Here is a 19312-nt window from a genome sequence, read left to right as displayed (position 1 = left end):
ATACGTGAATTGTCTATCTCTGTCACCCCATGGCTTGACCACGGAGTCCAGTAATTCAATACACAATATTGTTTTCTGGATACCGCGGTCAAGCCGCGGTATGACAATTTTTATCCTTTATAAAACAGCGCTACTACAAAAGCTACAATAGTAACAATGCAAAATAATTGCACTATTATAATCAATGTATTACGTAATTTGTGACAACTTATATAATCTTCAATTACTACACGCATACCAAGCATCGCATGATACAACGAAATAACCACCGTAATTAACAAAGCTACTACATTAAAAGGCTTTTTAAGTGCCCACATAATAATATTTATATCATTATTTTTGTTGGTTAACGTAAAATATATTAGCCACACAGAACATAAAGCTAATATAATCCCCGTTACTCTTTGCAATAACCAATGATGAGAACCGCTTTTAGCAGAACCGCTATTTTTTGCTTTTACAATTTCTGCTTTAAAATCATATACCATTAATTTTCTCTATTATTTGTTTTAGCTTTTCGTCATTGCGAGGAAATTGCATAGCAATTGACGAAACAATCTCAGGCATTTGTTATTATTTCTGAGATTGCCACGTCGATGCTACGCATCTCCTCGCAATGACATTTTTAATTACTACACCCATAACAATACCGTTAATAATACAGATCCTAACACTACACACCAACCGGTGATATTAACCAATTTTATAGAAAAACCGTAACCGATATCCCAAAATAAATGCCGAATGCCGTTACATAAATGATAAAACCAAGCGTAGCTAACAGCTACTAAGCATATTTTTATAATACAGCATTCAGCAAGCTGTAAATAATTATTGTCATATTTACTAAGAATCAACCACCACACCAAGATTGACACCGCAAAAAACAAAGCTACGCCGGTCATACGATACAAAATTGATAATGTAGAACTTATTTGTGGCTTATATATAGTTAAATGTGGTGAAGTTGGACGCTTATTATAAATTTCTTGTTTGGTTTTAGTCATATATTTCTAATAAATAAACAAAGGGTTATGTCATTCCCGCGGAAGCAGGAATCCAGTAATTAAAAAATACAACTATACTGCATTTTTAAAATTAAAAGCTCTCTTTTTTCTGGATTCCTGTTTTCGCGGGAATGACATACTACACGTTTCAATCGGTCAACGACATCTATCTCTGCAACCAATGTCTTTCTACAGGCGATAAATCATCTGTCACTGCTCTCCTATCATCGAAGACAAAACATTCACCTTGCCATAAATTGTTCTTGTTTTGTGTATCTTCTAGATATTGCAGTATTCCACCCTTTAAATGATATACCTCATTATAACCTATGCTTTTAAGTAAGCTGGTGGCTTTTTCACACCTGATACCACCTGTACAAACCATAGCAATTTTCTTACCTTTGAGCAATTCTTGATTCTGCTGAACCCAAGCAGGAAATTGTTTAAATGTTTTGGTATTAGGATTAATTGCTGATTTAAATGTACCAACCTCTACTTCATAATCATTTCGAGTATCTATTACTATAACATCTTGTTTTGTGATAAATTCATCCCAATCTTTCGGCTCTATATATTCGCCTTTAAACAAATCAACATTTAAATCATCAACGTTCATTGCTACGATCTCTTTCTTCAGTCTGACTTTCAATTTCTGAAAAGGATGAACATCACTATAATTTATTTTAACGTTAACATCTTTGGGACCGGTCAGCTTTATCAATTCTTCAAGTACAAGATTTACATTTTCATATGAACCTGAAAAAGAACCGTTAAAGCCTTCATTAGCTAATAAAATAGTACCTCTAATATATTTTCTTTTACCGAGAAGCAAAAGTTTCGGTATCAAATTCGCTGGTTCTTCTATATTAACAAAACTATATGCACTTAAAATTGCTATTTTTTCATTCATAAATTATTTAGGTATTATTTTTACATTCTATGTCATTCCCGCGAAGGCGGGAATCCAGCAAAAGCTATAAAAAACTTATTTTTATAGCTTTATTTTATTAAATATGTAATTTTTGTATCAATGTTAAGATTATTTTTCCTTCGTGGAAATAACATAGAAAACTACATAACCTGCAATGGTACGAACATATTACTACTCCCCCTTTCAATCAAGAGCAAAATATTTTGCTTATCTGATTTTTTAGCATTGTCATATAATTCTTCTAGCTTACTTATATCGTCTATGCTTTCCTGATTAATATTGGTTATCAGATCACCAATTTTGAAGCTACTTTCTTCTTCATCAATATTGGTTATCACTATTCCCATTTTATCTTGAGGAATAGTATATTTTTGTCTTAGTTCTTCAGTCAAATTACCAAAAGTAATATTATTTTTAGTAATAGATAAATTATTTTCTTCTTTATTTGTTATTTCTTTCTTATTGGTCTCTTCTGTAGAATCTTTGGTAACCTCTTCATTATCCGAAGTAACTTTAATAGGTAACTCAAGCTCCTTTTTATCACGAAGTATTTTTACTTTTACTTCCTGATCAATAGGAGCATCTGCAATAATTACACGTAATTTTTTAGTATTTTTAACCGGTATATCTGCAAACTCTATTATTATATCACCTGTTTTAATTCCCGCTTTATCACCTGGACCGTCTTCTTGTACTTTAGCTACTAACACCCCCCTAGTATTTTTAAGTCCTAGCCCTTCAGAAATTTCCTCGGTTAAATCTTGTATTGTTACTCCAAGGCGTCCTCTACTTACTTTTCCATCTTTCTTAAGACGTTCGATTATAGGCTTTGCAGTATTTGACGGTATTGCAAAACCGATACCTATATTAGTACCGAGCGGTGAAAAAATTGCCGTATTTACGCCGATTACTTTCTGATCCAAATTAAACATAGGACCACCGGAATTACCGTTATTAATTGCAGCATCCGTTTGAATAAAATTATCGACTATATTGTCCGTATCTATATCGATATCCCGCCCTTTAGAAGAAATAATACCACTTGTCACCGTACCGCCTAGATTACCGAACGGATTACCGATCGCAATAACCCAATCTCCTACTCTTGCATCATTTGAATCTCCAAACTCAACAAAAGGTAGAGGTTCCTCGCTATCTATTTTTAAGAGAGCTAAATCGGTTTTAGTATCGTTACCTATTAATTTAGCCGATAATTCGGTATTATCTGCAAGTTTTATATTAATTTTATCAACATTTGCAATTACATGATAGTTTGTCACTATTAAGCCGTTAGGTTCAATAATAAATCCTGAACCAAGCGGGACACTTTTCAGAGTTTGATCAACCTCTTCCAAATTCAGCGGTATATTAAGCTTTTCTAAAAAATCATTAACTTTTTCTTGCAGAGGATCTTTCTCGGCATTTTCCGATTTACTATTAACATATTCTATTGTTGAAATATTAACGACGGCAGGAATTAACGGTTCCACTATATCGGCAAAGCTATAACGAGCGGCTTCACTTACTTTTAAAGGAGCAGAATTTATTTCCGTAAATTCATTCTCTTCTTGAGCTGCTACTTTTAAAGACTTACTATTTTCTTTTGCTAGAACAACGTTACTTGATATTAAAACTATTATAACAATAACTATTTTCAGATTAACCATATACTCCGTAAATAAAAATAGATAGACTAGTATACTACTTAGTAAGATTTAGATATTTTAAAACTTCAGCATCCGGTGAAATTACAAAATTAGTATTCTCTTTCTTTAAAGAATTTTTATATACTAAAAGTGATCTATAAAATTTATAAAATTCCGGATCAACTGAATAAGCAGAATTATATATTTTTGCCGCTTTCTCATCGCCGTCACCTTTAATAATTTGTGCATCTCGATAAGCTTTCGCAAGTATTATTTTACTTTCTTTATCTGCTTTTGAACGAATACGCACGCTTTCTTCTTGTCCTTCCGCTCTAATTTGGGTTGCTTCTTTTTCACGTGCCGTTTGCATACGACGATAAATAGCCGCACTATTTTCTTTTGGTAAGTCTGCTCTTAAAATTCTAACATCTACAACATCAATACCGAAGCTTTTAGCTTCACCGTCCACTTGATTTAAGATATTTAACATTACATTACTACGTTCCTGACTTAAAAGGCTACTTAGCGAGATTTTACCTATCACCTTACGCATTGACGATTCAAGATTACGAGTCAGCCTAATTTTCACACCTTGATAATCATGTACCGTTTTATAAAACATTACGGGATTATTAATTTGGAATTTGGCGTAGGCATCAACAATAACTCGTTTACCGTCAGCAGCCGTTAATTCTTTTGCCTCAACCTCAACATCTAAAAGACGCTTATCAAAAAATTCAACATTTTGAATAAACGGGATTTTAATATTCAGTCCTGGATTTTCTATAGTTCTAACTGCCTCACCAAACTGGAATACTACTGCAGATTGGCGTTGGTCAACTGAAAATAAGGAGCTAGAAATCAGTATCAGCCCAAAAACAATTGTAAAAATTATATAATAAATCTTTTGTTGCATTTAATATTCCTTGTTGTTTAGATGTCATTTGTGTATAGCGTGAAAAATACGCTTGATGTCATTCCCGCAAAAGCGGGAATGACATAGCACCCCTATGGTTTAATAGCCATGTGCGGCAATAGTGCATTATTAATAATCGTTTTATTTGAACTGCCTAATACCTCTTCGACTACTTCTAAATATAATCTATCTCTAGTTACTTGCCTACCTGTAGCATATTGTTTATAAATAGCATTAAATCTTTGGCTATCACCTTCTGCTTTCGATATAACTTCTGCTCTATAACCTTCTGCTTCTTGTATAATCTTTGCAGCCGCTCCTCTAGCTTCCGGCAAAATCTTATTATTATAGGCTTGAGCTTGATTTATTTCTTTTTCTTTATCTGCTTTTGAAGTTTGCACGTCTCTATAAGCGTCTATTACTTCGGCAGGCGGCTCGGCTTTTAATAATTGTACTTTCTCAATCATAACGCCGGCATTATAACTATCCAATATCTTCTGTGCTAATTTCTCTATTTTATAAGTAATCTCCTGCTTTTGATCGGATAATACCCAAGAAATAGGAGTATTACCTATGACTTCCCTAACGGCACTCTCGACTGTTGCTTTTACTGTTTCTGCAGGTCTTTGTACGTTAAAAATAAAATCTTCAAGATTATTAATATGCCACATTACATCACAATTTAAAGCAATGATATTTTCATCACCGGTGAGCATTATACTTTCACCGGCAATATTTTTAGTATTATCGCCACCGCTACGCAGAGAGCTATTTGTACGATAACCAATCTCAATCCGACGTGATTGTTTAACTTTCTCAACTATTATCGTTTCAAAAGGTGCCGGTAAATGATAATTAAGCCCGGGGTAGCCCTTACGCACAAAACGCCCAAATCTTATTACCGCTGCTTCTTCGCCTTCTTTTATTTCATAAATACCCGAAGCGAGCCATAAAGCAACCACTGCAACAACAACTAAAATTATTGTTTTAGCATTGAAATTAAATGGGAATTGAAATTGATCAAAATTAAATTGATTTTTACGCGGCCTTGTGAATATGTTATCTTCTTTATCAGACTCAAAATCTTTCCATGGGGATTTTTTTAAAATTGAGATATGTTTTTTATTAAGCATTTGCTTTATTGTTTTATATTATTTTTAAAGATGAGATAATTATATATATTATAGTATATAACGTCAAGTTACGAGCTTAAACAGCTTTAAATAAGGAAATTTAATTATGGCGAATTTACACCAACGACAAATTATAGATAAAATTCAGCATATTACCTTTAAAGACGGTACTTTTTTAAATGAAGTTATATCGGATATTATAATTAAAGGTAATAATATCGGTTTCTCAATAGATATATCAGGTAAAAACAAGTTAGAAGCCGAAGAAATTAGACTTAAGGCAATGAATAAACTTAACGAGATTTCGGAAGTAAATAAAATAACAATTGTTTTTACCGAAATTAAACCGATGGAGAAAAAAGTTCAAAAACCAAAACATTTTGTAGAAAATGTAAAAAAAATTATCTTAGTAGCGTCAGGTAAAGGCGGAGTCGGAAAATCTACAATATCGGCTCTTATCTCTCAGCAGTTAAGTCTAGCAAATTACCGAGTTGGGATAGTAGATGCGGATATTTACGGTCCGTCAATTCCTCATATATTCGGCATTAACGAAGTACCGCAAACGAAAGATGGACGAATAATACCGGTACTTGCTCAAAGCATCGAAATTATATCTATAGGCTTCTTCGTTAAAGACCGCTCGGCAATTATTTGGCGTGGTCCTATGGCGAGTAAGACTATTTATCAATTATTATCGGTAACAAAATGGGATAATTTAGATTATTTAATTATCGATATGCCGCCGGGAACAGGTGATATTCATTTAAGTATACTAGAAAATTATCATTTAGACGGCGTAATAATCGTAACTACACCACAAAAAATATCAGAAATAGACGTAATACGTTCTATAGATTTATATCAAAAACTAAATTTACCTATTTTGGGAATAATTGAGAATATGAGCTATATGCTTAAAAATAATAGTGGAGGACATTTATCACAAAAATATAATATACCACTAATCGCTCAAATTCCGATCACACCACAAATAGCCGAGGCTTGCGATAAATCACTACCTCTAACAAACTTATTAACATTACCTTTAGAGAAGTATTTACAATGAAAATACACGTATTGGGGGATGATAGAACAGGCAACACCCATCAGGCTATTGCACTTGCTGAAAAATTAACGGAAGAATATACAACAATTAAGCTTGAATATAATTGCTTAGCTAAGCTACCGAACTTTTTACTAAAATATTATCCTATTCATATAAAAAGTGAGCTATTGCAGTATCTTTTGGATAAGTCCCCGCCTGATATGATAATTACCGCTGGAAGAAGAACTGCAGTACTAGCATTTTATTTAAAAAAGAAATTTAAAGATATCAAGTTAATACAAATAATGCAGCCTAATCTTCCTTACAATGCATTTGATGCCGTTATTCTGCCTTATCATGACCAACGTCATTGCGAAGCCACAAAGTGGCTGAAGCAATCTCAGGGCTTTTTTACTAGATTGCTTCGTCAATACTTCGTATTTCCTCGCAATGACGACTTTAAAAACATCATCCCCATCAACGGAGCTATCAACAACGTAACTGAACAGTTCGCCGCAGCGAACTTGGAACTCCAAAAACATTATCCTACTCTTAAACAGTTTATTGCAGTGATAATCGGTGGGAATAATAAAAAATTTAATTTCCATGAAGATGAAGCAGTTTTATTTGCTTCATTATTAAATAAAATATATACTAATCAAAAAATACCTTTTTTTATTAGTTTTAGTAGACGTACACCACACAATGTAAAATCAATTATTAAAAATAATATGCCGTCCTCCACAATTATTTATTACCCGAACGAAGACGCAGGCTATAATCCTTATATAGCTATGCTATCCAAGGCAAAATATATAATCTCTACGGCCGACTCAATCTCAATGTGCAGTGAAGCAGCTTCAAGCGGCAAGCCTCTTTATATATTCTGCCCACCAAACTTTAATTCTTCAAAGCATAAGATTTTTATAAAGCAGTTAGTAGAACAGAAGATAGCAAGAATTTTTGATAAGTCGGCTATTGCTCTAGAAGAATATAGCTACAAACCCTTAAATGAAGCAGAAAGAGTAGCTGAAATTATTAAATCTTTAATCAAAAGCTGGTAATTATATGAATAAAGATATACAATCATATATATTCATTAATAAGCTAAAATCTTTACCGTTTATCAACGCAATATGGCTTTTTGGCTTCTCATGCTAGAGGGGATAACGATGAGCGTTCTGATATTGATATTGCAATTTATAGAGAATGCCGACACGCTTTTAAAAATAGATTGTGTAAGGTTTGAAAGTACTAAAATAAGCTCTGAACTTTATAAAAATATATTAAAAGAAAAAAATTATATATGTCAAAAATAAACCTTAAACTTGAAAAATTTCGTAAAGCTTTTATGACGCTTGAAGATATTTATTTAAAACCGACAACAGAAGATAGGGGCTTATATTGATGCCACTATACAAAGATTTGAATTTACTTTTGAACTCGCTTGGAAGTTTTTAAAAGAATATTTTTCTCAAAAAGGCACATTTCTTCACTATCCTAAAGAAGTGATAAAGGAAGCGTTTGTTGCCGGTATTATAAATGATGAGAGTTTATGGATTTATATGCTCACTGATCGTAATATGATATCTTATACTTACGATAAAAAGCTTGCTGATGAAATATATAACCGAATAAGAAATTATGTTCCTGAACTTAAGAAATTACTAAATATCATTGATTTAAAGATTTAATAATACCTTGCAGAGTTTGGACTTCAGGGGAAGAGAGACTATTTATACGTGTAAATATATTAGTGATATTTTGTTGCATAGCAGTTTTTTTGTCGGGAGCCTTGAAGAATCCAGCTTTATCGAGTTTGCCGAATAAATTTACTAAAAAATGCTCTATTTCTTCTTTAGTAGCTAATTTTTGAATGTTATGTACATCCTCTCTGGGCGTAGAATTACGCAACAACTCATAGCATATAATAATAACCGCTTGAGCAATGTTTAATGAGCTAAATTCGGTTGTATTAATAGTGATAATCTTATTAGCAAATGCGATTTCTTCGTTGCTAAGCCCATTATTTTCCCGTCCGAACATTATCCCGACTTTTTCAGAATTTGGATAATCTAAAGGTAAATTTTGTGAAAATACATAATCTTTATTCATAGCCCTTTTAATGCAAGTAGTAGCATATAAATATTCGAGGTCTTTAATGCTATCCTCTAGGCTATCAAAAATTTTTGCATGATCTATAATATTAACCGCTCCGACTGCATTACTACGTGCTTGCTCATTAGGCCAGCCGTCTCTTGGAGCCACGATTCTAAGCTCATTTAAGCCAAAATTCTTCATTGCTCTTGCAGTAGCACCGATATTCGCACCCATTTGCGGGGCAACTAATATTATTATTGGATTCATTTTAATAATTTTTTGTAACTAAGCAGGTATAGGCAATCGCTACGGCGTCAGCTTCATCAGAATTGGTAATTAAGGCAGTGCCAGACAGCAAAAGCTTTATCATATGCAACATTTGGTCTTTCTCTGCATGCCCATATCCTGTTACGGTTTTTTTTACCGTATTTGGCTTAAACTCGCGCATGTCCAAATTATATCTACCGATCAGCGACATTATCGCCCCTCTAGCATATCCAAGCTTTAAAGAAGTCACGCTATTAGTATTAACAAATGTTTCTTCAATCGCTGCCATATTTGGTTGATATTCTAATATTACTTTTTCTAATGTACTATTAATAAAAGCAAGTCTATGATGCATTGCATCCTTACTATTTGTTCTAATAATACCACTAGCTAAATATTTCAACTGTGCGGTCTCCTTTGCCACTACTGCCCATCCAAGACTCCCAAGTGCCGGATCAATTCCAAGTATTATCATGATTATTTAATGTTATTTTTATTGGCATTATTATATGGCTTTTATGTCATGCCCGCTTTTGGGGGAATGAAATCGAAAACGATCCAACAAAGCCTGTCAAGCCACAGAGTGACAGCTTTATATCTTCATATACTGATAAAATTCTTGATTATTCTCCCACAGCTCACGCACCTTAACGAATAAAAATAAATGAACAGGAAATCCAAAAAACCTCTCCATTTGCATTCGGGATTTTGCTCCTATTTCTTTGATTTTAGAGCCGTTTTTACCGAGTATTATAGTTTTATAGCTCTCTCTTGAAACTACTATAACTTGATTAATCTTTACGGATTTGTCTTTAAGATCTTCCCATTTTTCGGTTTGTACGGTTAATTTATAAGGGAGTTCTTTCTGCAAATTTAAAAATAACTGCTCTCTTGTAATTTCTGCTGCAATAAAACGCATAGGTAAATCCGTTATGTCGTCTTCCGCATAAAGCCAAGGAGAAATTTTGGCCTTACTTGTTATATATTCAAGTAATCCATCAATATTTTTGCCTGATAAAGCAGATATAGGCAAAAGCAAGCTATCAGGATAATTTTCTGTTAAAAAAGCTTTAATGTCATTTAGATATTTTGATTCGATGTCTATTTTGTTCAATAAAAATATCGGAATAATATTAAGTGAGCGAAGCTTATCTAAAATATTATGCGTTATATCATCAAACGACTTTAGACTATCAATAATTAACAGAACTAAATCCGCACTATGCAAACTAGACCACGCACATCTTACCATTGCTTTCTCTAAGCTCCCTTTCGGCTCAAATATACCGGGCGTATCGTATAAAATTACCTGTGTATCTTTTAAGGTAATAATACCGGTAATAATTGACCTAGTAGTTTGAACTTTTGGGGTAACAATTGAAAGCTTCTCACCGATTATTCTGTTTAATAAAGTTGATTTTCCGCTATTAGGTTGCCCGATTATACAAACCGATACCGTTTTCTGATTAGACATCTTCCCAAACTTCACTTCTAGAGGTAATTTAGACGTCGATCCAGTACTCGCATCCTCGCGTACTGCGGCGGCAAGTGCTTCCGTGTCTCCTTTAAATTCCTCTCTATAAGCGAATTTGGCAAGATGTCTATTAGTCATTTTTAAGTCTATGCAATAAGCTGCGTGCTGCGTTTTTCTCTGCTTCTTTTATTGCGTGACCAGTGCCTGTTTGTTCATAATCTTTTACTTTTACAAGAACCGTAAAAGTCGATGAATGGGAGGCTCCTTCTCTTTTTATCAGACGATATATAGGTAGGTGATGATCACTAGCTTGAGCCCATTCTTGTAAAGCAGTTTTTGGGTCATAATCCGTTAAATTCTGAACTTTTATAAATTCTGCCCATAACTTCTCGATAATATCATGGGTTGTTTCAATATTGCTATCAAGATATATAGCTGCAATTAAAGCTTCCGTGGCATTTTCTATATTATTAAGATTATCACGCCCGCCTGCTACTTCTTCGCCATGAGTCATAATTATATAATTTTTTAAAGTAAGTTTAGCTCCAACCATGCATATTGTTTCTTTGCAAACCAAATAGGATCTAATTTTAGCTAAATTCCCCTCATTATAATTTGCAAAATTTCTAAATAAAATTTCTGTGATTACTAAATTTAATACGGCATCACCTAAAAATTCTAATCGTTCATAATCTTTATCATCCTTGTACTCGTGATGTTGCCTTAAAGACGGGTGACTTAACGCCTCTATTAAAAGCTCTTTATTTTTGAAACTATAGCTAAGTAGCTTTTCTAACTTCTCAAATGATTCCATTACGCATCCGTGTTATAAAGATTTCTGAAAATTCGATTTAACCTAACAGATTCAACCCATGGCTTTAACTTTAGTACTAGATTAATAACTCCTATATCATTATCCCACCAAGTTATTTTTGTTGAGAACCAAATAAATTGTGCTTTAGCAATAAAATTTTCGAACGGTACAAATCCAAGATTTACTCTACTATCATTTGACTGATCTCTATTATCCCCTAAAAAGAAATATTTCCCTTCAGGTACATAAAAAACATCCGTATTACCGTATCTATCATTATATATAACGCCATAAATAGGAGCAAGCTTATAAGAAAAATATGTTCTACCGTTTGGCAGTGTTTCTTTAAACTTTAAATATTTTATTCCCTCTTCGCTTATATAAGTTCCAACTTCCGTGCGTTCTATTTTTTTGTCGTTAATATATATTACATCATCAATCAATTGAATTTTATCGCCGGGTAGCCCTATTAAACGCTTTATATATCTAACACTCATATCGTTAGGCGGACGAAAAACTACAATATCGCCACGATCCGGTTCACGAGCAAATATTCGCCCTTTAAAAAGAGGAATAAAATCAAAAAAAGATAAAGAATAATTACTATAACCATAACTATATTTCGTAGAAAATATATAGTCATTCTCAAGTATGGTTGCTTTCATAGACCCGGTTGGAACGGTAAACGGCTCCATAATAAGTATTCTAATAAGTAAAGCGATACATATTACAAAAGCAAAAGACCCCCACTCTTGCTTAGCTGTTTTATTAGTGTTTGATTTTGTATTATCTGTTTGCATAATCTCTTAATTATTTATAAATTGGAATCGTCATTGCGAGGACATTACAAAGTAATTGACGAAGCAATCTCAGGAGTTTGTTATTATTTCATGAGATTACCACGCTCCTTTCTCCTTTCAGCCGCTCGCAATGACGGCTTAGTATCCACGCAGGCAATATCTCCTCGCAATGACGATAAAAAGTCAAACCACACTATAACTCTTTATCCTTGCCTCAATCTCGCTTCTAAAATGGCGTATCAGCCCTTGAATCGGCCAAGCTGCCGCATCACCTAAAGCACAGATAGTATGCCCCTCTATTTCTTTCGTAACGTTAAGGAGTTCGTCTATCTCAGATTTTGTGACATTACCTTTAACTAGCCGCATCATAACTCGCCACATCCAGCCCGTACCCTCACGGCAAGGAGTACATTGCCCGCAAGATTCATGCATGTAAAATTTACTAAGCCTTGCTATTGCATAAATAATATCGGTAGATTGATCCATAACTATAATACCGCCTGTACCAAGTCCAGAACCTGCTGTTCTTAAACTATCAAAATCCATATCTACTTCACATAATGACTTAGGAAGTAAAGGCACAGAAGAACCGCCCGGGATTATGGCTTTAAGATTATCCCATCCACCACGAACACCACCCGCATATTTCTCAATCAATTCTTTTAACGAAATGCCCATTGCTTCCTCAACATTACAAGGCTTGTTAACATGCCCTGATATGCAGAAAATCTTAGTGCCCGTATTGTTAGGTTTACCTATACCAGCAAACCAGCTAGCTCCTCGTCTTAAAATGGTTGGCACTACTGCGATAGACTCAACATTATTTATAGTAGTCGGACAGCCATATAACCCAAAGCCGGCAGGAAAAGGCGGCTTTAAACGAGGCATACCTTTTTTGCCCTCTAAGCTTTCAAGCAATGCCGTTTCTTCGCCACAAATATAAGCACCCGCCCCACGATGTAAATAAATATTACAATCAAAGCCCGAACCGCAAGAATTCTTTCCTATTAACCCTTCTTTATAGGCTTCATCTAAGGCACGCTGAATATTAGAGGCTTCATTATAAAACTCACCTCTAATATAGATATAACAATTATTCGCTCCTATAGCAAAGCTTGCAAGCAAGCAACCTTCTATTAATTTGTGCGGCTCAAACCTTAATATATCACGATCCTTACAAGTGCCAGGCTCAGACTCGTCGGCATTTACTACTAAATAGCAAGACTTCTCTAAATTTTTAGGCATAAATGACCATTTCATACCGGTAGAAAATCCGGCACCTCCTCGCCCTCTAAGCCCTGATTTCTTAACCTCTTCAACGATGAAATCTCTACCTTTATCAAGCAAAGCTTTAGTATTCTCCCAATCGCCTCGCTTCTTGCTAGATTTCAAATCATGGCTTTGCTGCCCATGCAGGTTAGTAAAAATTTTGTCTTCTTCTTTTAGCATAAACTATTCTCGTTATGGCTTAAAAACGTCATTGCGAGGAAAAATTGAAAATGTTGACGAAGCAATCTCATGCCAAAATCCTGAGATTGTCATGCAGGCTACGGCCACTCGCAATGACAATAAAGCCGGCCCAAGCAACAATGCCTGCTCGCAATGACGATTCTTTACCTTTCTATTACTTTTTTATTAAACTTCCTATTAACAAACATTGTAAGTATCGGAGCAGAGATAAAAATTGAGGAATAAGTACCGACTATTATCCCCAAAAATACAAGTACGCTAAAACTACGGATTGCCTCACCGCCAAAAAAAATAAGGGCTAAATTGGCAAGTAGCGTGGTAATGACAGTTAAAATAGTTCTTGATAAAGTCTCATTAATACTTAAATTTATAATTTCCGTGATATTTTTTTTATGATATTTACGTAAATTTTCTCTAATCCTATCATATATTACTACCGAATCATTAACGGAATAACCTATAATAGTTAACACTGCAGCAATAGTACTTAAGTTAAAATCAAGCTTTGTCATACTCATAAACCCAAGAGCGAGTATTACGTCATGCACTAAGGCGATCAGTATACCAAAACCAAAATACCACTCAAAACGCACCCAAATATAAACCATAATCGCTAAGAAAGAGAATAACATCGCCATAGCCCCCGCTTCTATTAACTGCCTACCGACTTGCGGACCGACAAAATCTACCTTACGATATTCAAACTTATACGGAAAATTACTTTGCAAAGATCCTTTAATGAACTCAATATTTTTCATGAGATTTTCTTCACTACTACTACCGAATCTAATCGATAAATCACGCTCACTACCGAAATTCTGTAAGACCACCTCACCTATTCCAAGCTTGCCTAGAACCCCACGCATTTTTGGCAAATCAGGAGCTTGATCAAGCCTTACTTCAATAACTATACCGCCGGCAAAATCAATACCGAAATTAAATTTATATATACCGATCCAAATAAAGCTAATGAGTGATAAAATAATTGAAAAAGTGTAACTAACTTTTTTAAAATTCATAAAATCAAAATCGATTTTATTAGGTAAAAGTCTTAAAGGATAAATTTGCATTATTATATATTTTGTTGAATAAGGATTATATTTGTATTATATAGTAAATTCAAAAAGGTTAAATGATTTTTTATGTCAGAAGTAGTAATAAAAGAACAATTAGAGCAATATATAAGCAAAATAGAAAGATTAGAACAAGAAAAAGCTGATTTATCTCAAGAAGTAAAAGATATCTTCCAAGATGCTTCTTCACATGGATTTGATGTTAAAGCTATGAAATCTATATTGAAACTAAAGAAATTGGATAAAGATAAACTTGCCGAGCAGGACGCTATGCTTGAGCTTTATAGAGATACTTTAGGGATTTGAGGCATACGTCATTGCGAGGAAATTACGAAGTAATTGACGAAGCAATCTAAGGAGTTTGTTATTATTTCATGAGATTGCCATGCAGCCTACGGCTGCTTGCAATGACGTATTGAGTATTCACGTAGCAATGCACTCTTTCGCAGTAATGACATAAGAGATACAAATATATTTAAGCTTTTGCTGCCTTAGTTTTAGCAATAGGGATATGTCTCTCTTTAATTCTAGCCGACTTACCGCTTCTATTTCTTAAATAATAAAGTTTAGCACGACGAACTACTCCGTATTTTACTACATCAATAGAGTGTACTATCGGCGAGTAAGTCATAAAGCGTCTTTCGACTCCTTCACCGTGGCTAATTTTACGTACTAAGAAAGATGAAGTAATACCGCGATTTCGTTTTGCGATAACTACACCTTCATAAGCTTGAAATCTTTCCGTTAATTTTTCCTTACCGTCTTTCTCAATCGATCTATCAACAATTTTAACAGTTACCTTAACTGTATCGCCGGCTTCAAAATCAGGAATTTTTTTATTTGCAGTACGCTTTGAAATATTTTCCTGTTCAAAGCGGTCAATAATATTCATTTTTTAACTCCTTAACTCTATAAATCTTTAAGTAACTCCGGACGGCGTAATTTAGTAATCATATGTGATTGCGCTTTTTTCCATTCATTAATTAGCCTGTGGTTACCGGATAACAAAACACTCGGTACAGCTCGATTACGCCAAATTTCAGGTCTTGTATATAGGCTGCATTCAAGCCCGCCCTTAAATTCCCCGTCTTCTTCAAAAGACTCAGAAGATAAGGTATTTTGGTTCATTAAAACACCTGGCAGTAGTCTAATTAAGCAATCGAGAATGGTGAGAGTAGGTATTTCTCCGCCGGATAAAATGTAGTCGCCTACACTAATTTCTTTAACATTATACTCTTCAATTACACGTTCGTCAATCCCTTCGTAACGTCCACATAAGAATATGAGGTTTTTATTTTTTAACATCTCTTTAGCAAAGCTTTGGGTAAAGACTCTACCGCGAGGTGAAGGATAGTACATTTCAGCATTAGGATTTAAAGCAAGAGCATGATCTATGCTACTGCCTAGAACATCAGGACGCATTATAAGCCCGTTACCACCGCCATAAGCCTCATCATCAATATTTTTATGCTTAGTTAAACCGAAATCTCGAATATTAATAACGTCATATGACCAAATATTTTTATTTAGTGCTTGTCCTGCTAAAGAATGTCCTAGAGTTCCAGGAAACATTTCAGGAAAAACGGTTAAGATTGTGGCATGAAGTATAGACATACGTTTAAAATAGTAGACAGTACCAATTAACGCAATAAAATTATAATTTAATTATTTATCCCACCCACCTGTCCTATAATCTTCTTTTCTTTGTTTTTTAGCAGAAGCTGTTGTACCACTCCTAAATGCTTCAGCTTTTTGTTTATATGTTTTATGAGCTTGATCACTTTGAAATTTTTGAAATTCTGCTTTCTTAGCAGCTTCTATATAATGGACTTGTTATTTTCTCTAAGCGTCTCATAGCATCTTTATCTAAACTAATACCTGCTTCTCTTTTGCTTGCTGCTCTATTTTTAATGCTGTCTTATAACCTGCTGCTGCGTTTTTAGCTATAACTTGCCTCTGCATCAACCCACTTTTCTAGAATCTTTCTTCATTGCATCATTATATGGATTTATCTTATTATTTTTAATACCCTTTATTTGTTTTTCTGCTTTCTTTTTATCAAAAAATCTTCTGGCATAACTTCCCCCAAAATTTAAGTTAAAAATATATCTATAGTTGCATATATTTCAAAAAAAGTTAATAAAGAAAAATAGAGGTATAAGTAATTAAAAATTAACCAATTTGTGTTATAAAAACTTCATCACTTCCTCAGCGATGATTAGCTCTTCGTTTGTCGGCACAGCGAAAACTTTAACCTTACTGCTTTCAGCGCTTATTAGATGCTCATTTTTTTGGTTTTTTGTATCATCTATAATGCCTAGCCATAAAAGTTTTTCAGTAATCATTTCTCGTATTACAGCGGAATTCTGTCCAACACCGGCAGTAAAAATTAGACAATCAACTCCCTCAAGTGCAGCAGTTAGCTTACCTATTTCAAGTACAATGCGATACACAAATAACTCTATAGCAAATTTAGCATCAGGTGAGTTACTGGCAAGCAAAGTACGCATATCGGAGCTTTCACTGGACATACCGAGTAATCCTGATTTCTTATATAGTAACTCGGTTACTGCTTTCGTAGTCATTTGCTCATGATCGATAAGATATAACACTACTCCAGGATCAAGGTTACCTGTCCTTGTACCCATCATAACACCGTCAAGTACGCTAAAGCCCATGGAACTTGTTAAACTAAGACCGTTTTTAATAGCACATAGACTACTACTGCGTCCTAAATGAGCTATAATAGTCTTTGTAGGTAAATCTTCCTTTGTCATTTCGTTAAAACGGCTGCTAACATATTTATATGATAACCCATGAAAACCGTAACGAATTATCCCTTTATCATAATATTTTTTCGGTAAACCGAAAGCTTTTGTAATAGGAGGATTGGTAAAATGAAACGACGTATCAAAACAAGCTATATGTGAGATTTCTTTATATTTTTGAAGAAATAAAGCCAGTACCTGCAAATTATAAGGTTGATGCAAGGGGCTTAGAGGTATTAATGCTCTTAAATCTTCACTAACTTTTTCATTAACAATAACCGGTTTATTAAAAATTTTCTCGCCATGGACAATACGGCGACCGGTTGCAATTAACTTGAGATTTTTTTGTTTTTTCCACCAATCTTCAAAAAGATCAATAATCATTTCAATAGCATCATCTTTAATGTCAGTAGCAGATGCCTGTGTTTTATTTATATGAAATAATATTTTATTATCTAAAAAAATATTATAAATTTTATCCTTAACTTTTTCATTCTGAATTTCAAAAATAGAAATTTTCAAACTAGATGCGCCAGCATTAGCTATTAAAATAACATTTTTCATTATTTACCTGCTTGGATATGTAGCTTCACCTTAGTGTGATTATAAATAAATGAAGCAAGTACACAGGAAATAATACGCATATCCATAGGATCGGCTCTACTTGTTAAAATAATAGGCACACGGGCTCCAAGAACGATACCCGCCATAACCGCTTGACCCAAATATTTTAGCTGCTTTGCAAGCATATTGCCTGATTCAAGATCATGTACTACTAATATATCAGCATTTCCTGAAACTGAAGAGCTAATGCCTTTTGCTTCTGCAGCAAATAAAGAAATAGCATTATCAAACGCAAGCGGTCCGTCAACCATAGCATTCGTAATTTGCCCTCTATCTACCATTTGCGATAAAGCAGCAGCATCAAGGGTTGTAGGGATTGCAGAAGTTACCGTCTCAACTACCGATAATACCGCAACTCTAACCTGCTTGTCTTCTCTGATCATATGCATTAAATCAATAGCATTCTGCACTATATCACGCTTATCTTCTAGAGTAGGACGAATATTAATAGCAGCATCGGTAATAATGAACGGTTTTGGAAAGGTAGCAACTGCCATTAAGAAAGCATGGCTTATACGACGTTCAGTACGTAGAGTCCATTCTCCTTATAAACTACCGCAGACATAAGCTTATCAGTATGAAGCGCCCCCCTTGGCATAATAGCCGCAACTTCCTTTTTCTTTGCAAGCTCTACGGCTTTTTTTGCTGCTTCGTGGCTATGCTCAACATTAATTACTTGATAATCCTCAAGATCGACATTATTAACTTTTGCTACTGATTCAATTTTATGTTGTGGACCAATCAAGACCGGTTTTATTACATTAAATTGTGCCGCTCTAACTGCACCGAGTAATGATTCTTTATCGATCGGATGAACTACTGCAGTTTTAACAGGCTTAAAGCCGTCGGCTCTAAGTAATAGATCGATGAAATGCTTTGCTGCTTCATCACAGTCAAGATCGTTGATTTCTTTTGGAGGAGTATAAGTAGTACCTAATTTCTTAGCTAGAATGGCATCTAAAAAAGTCTCGTTTATTATATGTTGCTTCTTCATAAACCCCTTAATAAATTAATCACTAACTTAATTAGATATTATATAAGTTAATTAATAAAGGGAAAACTAATTATTGTTTTTAGCGGGCATTTCTTAAATGCTATTAACGCAACAGTGCATATTCGAATTCCGTGTAGGCATTGTTGCGTAGTTCGGAAAATACCCTTAATGTCATTCCCGCAGAAATGAGCATCCAGTAAAGCATAAAAAAACTTGTTTTTTATATGCTTATTTTATCAAATATGTAACT

The 19312-nt window shown here is 34.2% G+C and carries 20 protein-coding genes and 1 pseudogene; 4 read left to right on the top strand and 17 right to left on the bottom strand.

The features are described 5' to 3' along the window. Positions 1–110: 110 nt before the first annotated feature. The 6 genes from sdhD to hflK all read right to left on the bottom strand — a co-directional run bounded on the left by sdhD (position 111) and on the right by hflK (position 5633). Positions 111–488, bottom strand: coding sequence for a succinate dehydrogenase, hydrophobic membrane anchor protein (gene sdhD / locus RSA_RS00840; protein WP_012150387.1), 378 nt, complete (start codon positions 486–488; stop codon positions 111–113). Positions 489–632: 144 nt separating this feature from the next. Then, complete coding sequence (sdhC, locus tag RSA_RS00835; RefSeq protein WP_012150385.1) at positions 633–1007, bottom strand: succinate dehydrogenase, cytochrome b556 subunit; 375 nt, start codon at positions 1005–1007, stop codon at positions 633–635. Between the two features lie 166 nt (positions 1008–1173). Beyond that, complete coding sequence (locus RSA_RS00830; protein ID WP_014364409.1) at positions 1174–1917, bottom strand: oxygen-dependent tRNA uridine(34) hydroxylase TrhO; 744 nt, start codon at positions 1915–1917, stop codon at positions 1174–1176. Between the two features lie 161 nt (positions 1918–2078). Then, positions 2079–3605, bottom strand: coding sequence for a Do family serine endopeptidase (locus RSA_RS00825; protein ID WP_014364408.1), 1527 nt, complete (start codon positions 3603–3605; stop codon positions 2079–2081). Positions 3606–3639: 34 nt separating this feature from the next. Continuing rightward, positions 3640–4500 carry a protease modulator HflC gene (hflC, locus tag RSA_RS00820; RefSeq protein WP_004996654.1) on the bottom strand — a complete coding sequence of 287 codons (861 nt, stop codon included), beginning with the start codon at positions 4498–4500 and terminating at the stop codon, positions 3640–3642. Positions 4501–4592: 92 nt separating this feature from the next. Further along, positions 4593–5633, bottom strand: a complete 1041-nt coding sequence (gene hflK / locus RSA_RS00815; RefSeq protein WP_014364407.1) for an FtsH protease activity modulator HflK — start codon at positions 5631–5633, stop codon at positions 4593–4595. A gap of 106 nt (positions 5634–5739) precedes the next feature. On the opposite strand from hflK, the gene RSA_RS00810 reads away from it, so the two are divergent. From RSA_RS00810 to RSA_RS07015, 3 genes are all read left to right on the top strand, one after another. Further along, positions 5740–6699 (top strand): Mrp/NBP35 family ATP-binding protein, encoded by a 960-nt coding sequence (locus RSA_RS00810; RefSeq protein ID WP_014364406.1) that lies wholly within the window; start codon positions 5740–5742, stop codon positions 6697–6699. Beyond that, positions 6696–7742, top strand: a complete 1047-nt coding sequence (locus RSA_RS00805) for a mitochondrial fission ELM1 family protein (protein ID WP_014364405.1) — start codon at positions 6696–6698, stop codon at positions 7740–7742. The genes RSA_RS00810 and RSA_RS00805 overlap by 4 nt, the downstream gene beginning before the upstream one ends. A 327-nt stretch (positions 7743–8069) precedes the next feature. Continuing rightward, the gene (locus tag RSA_RS07015; RefSeq protein ID WP_329517986.1) at positions 8070–8372 is read left to right on the top strand and encodes an HI0074 family nucleotidyltransferase substrate-binding subunit; all 303 of its coding nucleotides are present in this window, start codon (positions 8070–8072) and stop codon (positions 8370–8372) included. Here the strand turns inward: RSA_RS07015 and RSA_RS00790 are convergent. The 7 genes from RSA_RS00790 to secF form a co-directional block, all read right to left on the bottom strand. After that, positions 8353–9045, bottom strand: a complete 693-nt coding sequence (locus RSA_RS00790; protein WP_014273181.1) for an RNA methyltransferase — start codon at positions 9043–9045, stop codon at positions 8353–8355. The genes RSA_RS07015 and RSA_RS00790 overlap by 20 nt on opposite strands. A 1-nt stretch (position 9046) precedes the next feature. Further along, positions 9047–9520, bottom strand: a complete 474-nt coding sequence (gene ruvC, locus RSA_RS00785; protein WP_012150376.1) for a crossover junction endodeoxyribonuclease RuvC — start codon at positions 9518–9520, stop codon at positions 9047–9049. A 117-nt stretch (positions 9521–9637) separates the two neighbouring features. Then, positions 9638–10657 (bottom strand): GTPase Era, encoded by a 1020-nt coding sequence (gene era / locus RSA_RS00780; protein ID WP_014364404.1) that lies wholly within the window; start codon positions 10655–10657, stop codon positions 9638–9640. Next, positions 10650–11333 carry a ribonuclease III gene (gene rnc, locus RSA_RS00775; protein WP_004996667.1) on the bottom strand — a complete coding sequence of 228 codons (684 nt, stop codon included), beginning with the start codon at positions 11331–11333 and terminating at the stop codon, positions 10650–10652. Before rnc ends, era begins: the two co-directional genes overlap by 8 nt. Continuing rightward, positions 11333–12133 (bottom strand): signal peptidase I, encoded by an 801-nt coding sequence (gene lepB / locus RSA_RS00770; RefSeq protein WP_012150374.1) that lies wholly within the window; start codon positions 12131–12133, stop codon positions 11333–11335. The genes rnc and lepB overlap by 1 nt, the downstream gene beginning before the upstream one ends. Before the next feature lie 183 nt (positions 12134–12316). Beyond that, complete coding sequence (gene nuoF, locus RSA_RS00765; RefSeq protein WP_014364403.1) at positions 12317–13582, bottom strand: NADH-quinone oxidoreductase subunit NuoF; 1266 nt, start codon at positions 13580–13582, stop codon at positions 12317–12319. Between the two features lie 164 nt (positions 13583–13746). Further along, positions 13747–14673 (bottom strand): protein translocase subunit SecF, encoded by a 927-nt coding sequence (gene secF, locus RSA_RS00760; protein ID WP_014364402.1) that lies wholly within the window; start codon positions 14671–14673, stop codon positions 13747–13749. A gap of 72 nt (positions 14674–14745) precedes the next feature. Between secF and RSA_RS00755 the strand changes: the two genes are divergently transcribed. Further along, complete coding sequence (locus RSA_RS00755) at positions 14746–14982, top strand: DUF2312 domain-containing protein (RefSeq protein ID WP_012150371.1); 237 nt, start codon at positions 14746–14748, stop codon at positions 14980–14982. A gap of 169 nt (positions 14983–15151) precedes the next feature. Here RSA_RS00755 and rplS read toward each other — a convergent pair whose 3' ends face one another. From rplS to RSA_RS00735, 4 genes and pseudogenes are all read right to left on the bottom strand, one after another. Further along, on the bottom strand, positions 15152–15568 hold the full coding sequence (gene rplS / locus RSA_RS00750) for a 50S ribosomal protein L19 (protein WP_012150370.1): 417 nt from the start codon (positions 15566–15568) through the stop codon (positions 15152–15154). A gap of 17 nt (positions 15569–15585) precedes the next feature. Beyond that, complete coding sequence (gene trmD, locus RSA_RS00745) at positions 15586–16290, bottom strand: tRNA (guanosine(37)-N1)-methyltransferase TrmD (protein ID WP_012150369.1); 705 nt, start codon at positions 16288–16290, stop codon at positions 15586–15588. Between the two features lie 572 nt (positions 16291–16862). Further along, complete coding sequence (locus tag RSA_RS00740) at positions 16863–18008, bottom strand: acetate/propionate family kinase (RefSeq protein WP_014364401.1); 1146 nt, start codon at positions 18006–18008, stop codon at positions 16863–16865. After that, positions 18008–19062, bottom strand: a pseudogene (locus tag RSA_RS00735) (phosphate acetyltransferase). The gene RSA_RS00740 and the pseudogene RSA_RS00735 overlap by 1 nt, the downstream one beginning before the upstream one ends. Positions 19063–19312: the final 250 nt, after the last annotated feature.

The organism is Rickettsia philipii str. 364D, from assembly GCF_000283995.1.
Taxonomy (GTDB): domain Bacteria; phylum Pseudomonadota; class Alphaproteobacteria; order Rickettsiales; family Rickettsiaceae; genus Rickettsia; species Rickettsia rickettsii.
The sequence above is the reverse complement of the archived record's forward strand: the minus strand, read 5'-3'. Positions and strand labels throughout refer to the sequence as shown.

What these genes read in the sequence shown, in the direction of transcription:
- sdhD (WP_012150387.1), bottom strand. Translation starts at nt 488, where the DNA reads ATGGTATATGATTTTAAAGCAGAAATTGTAAAAGCAAAAAATAGCGGT.
- sdhC (WP_012150385.1), bottom strand. Translation starts at nt 1,007, where the DNA reads ATGACTAAAACCAAACAAGAAATTTATAATAAGCGTCCAACTTCACCA.
- RSA_RS00830 (WP_014364409.1), bottom strand. Translation starts at nt 1,917, where the DNA reads ATGAATGAAAAAATAGCAATTTTAAGTGCATATAGTTTTGTTAATATA.
- RSA_RS00825 (WP_014364408.1), bottom strand. Translation starts at nt 3,605, where the DNA reads ATGGTTAATCTGAAAATAGTTATTGTTATAATAGTTTTAATATCAAGT.
- hflC (WP_004996654.1), bottom strand. Translation starts at nt 4,500, where the DNA reads ATGCAACAAAAGATTTATTATATAATTTTTACAATTGTTTTTGGGCTG.
- hflK (WP_014364407.1), bottom strand. Translation starts at nt 5,633, where the DNA reads ATGCTTAATAAAAAACATATCTCAATTTTAAAAAAATCCCCATGGAAA.
- RSA_RS00810 (WP_014364406.1), top strand. Translation starts at nt 5,740, where the DNA reads ATGGCGAATTTACACCAACGACAAATTATAGATAAAATTCAGCATATT.
- RSA_RS00805 (WP_014364405.1), top strand. Translation starts at nt 6,696, where the DNA reads ATGAAAATACACGTATTGGGGGATGATAGAACAGGCAACACCCATCAG.
- RSA_RS00790 (WP_014273181.1), bottom strand. Translation starts at nt 9,045, where the DNA reads ATGAATCCAATAATAATATTAGTTGCCCCGCAAATGGGTGCGAATATC.
- ruvC (WP_012150376.1), bottom strand. Translation starts at nt 9,520, where the DNA reads ATGATAATACTTGGAATTGATCCGGCACTTGGGAGTCTTGGATGGGCA.
- era (WP_014364404.1), bottom strand. Translation starts at nt 10,657, where the DNA reads ATGACTAATAGACATCTTGCCAAATTCGCTTATAGAGAGGAATTTAAA.
- rnc (WP_004996667.1), bottom strand. Translation starts at nt 11,333, where the DNA reads ATGGAATCATTTGAGAAGTTAGAAAAGCTACTTAGCTATAGTTTCAAA.
- lepB (WP_012150374.1), bottom strand. Translation starts at nt 12,133, where the DNA reads ATGCAAACAGATAATACAAAATCAAACACTAATAAAACAGCTAAGCAA.
- nuoF (WP_014364403.1), bottom strand. Translation starts at nt 13,582, where the DNA reads ATGCTAAAAGAAGAAGACAAAATTTTTACTAACCTGCATGGGCAGCAA.
- secF (WP_014364402.1), bottom strand. Translation starts at nt 14,673, where the DNA reads ATGCAAATTTATCCTTTAAGACTTTTACCTAATAAAATCGATTTTGAT.
- RSA_RS00755 (WP_012150371.1), top strand. Translation starts at nt 14,746, where the DNA reads ATGTCAGAAGTAGTAATAAAAGAACAATTAGAGCAATATATAAGCAAA.
- rplS (WP_012150370.1), bottom strand. Translation starts at nt 15,568, where the DNA reads ATGAATATTATTGACCGCTTTGAACAGGAAAATATTTCAAAGCGTACT.
- trmD (WP_012150369.1), bottom strand. Translation starts at nt 16,290, where the DNA reads ATGTCTATACTTCATGCCACAATCTTAACCGTTTTTCCTGAAATGTTT.
- RSA_RS00740 (WP_014364401.1), bottom strand. Translation starts at nt 18,008, where the DNA reads ATGAAAAATGTTATTTTAATAGCTAATGCTGGCGCATCTAGTTTGAAA.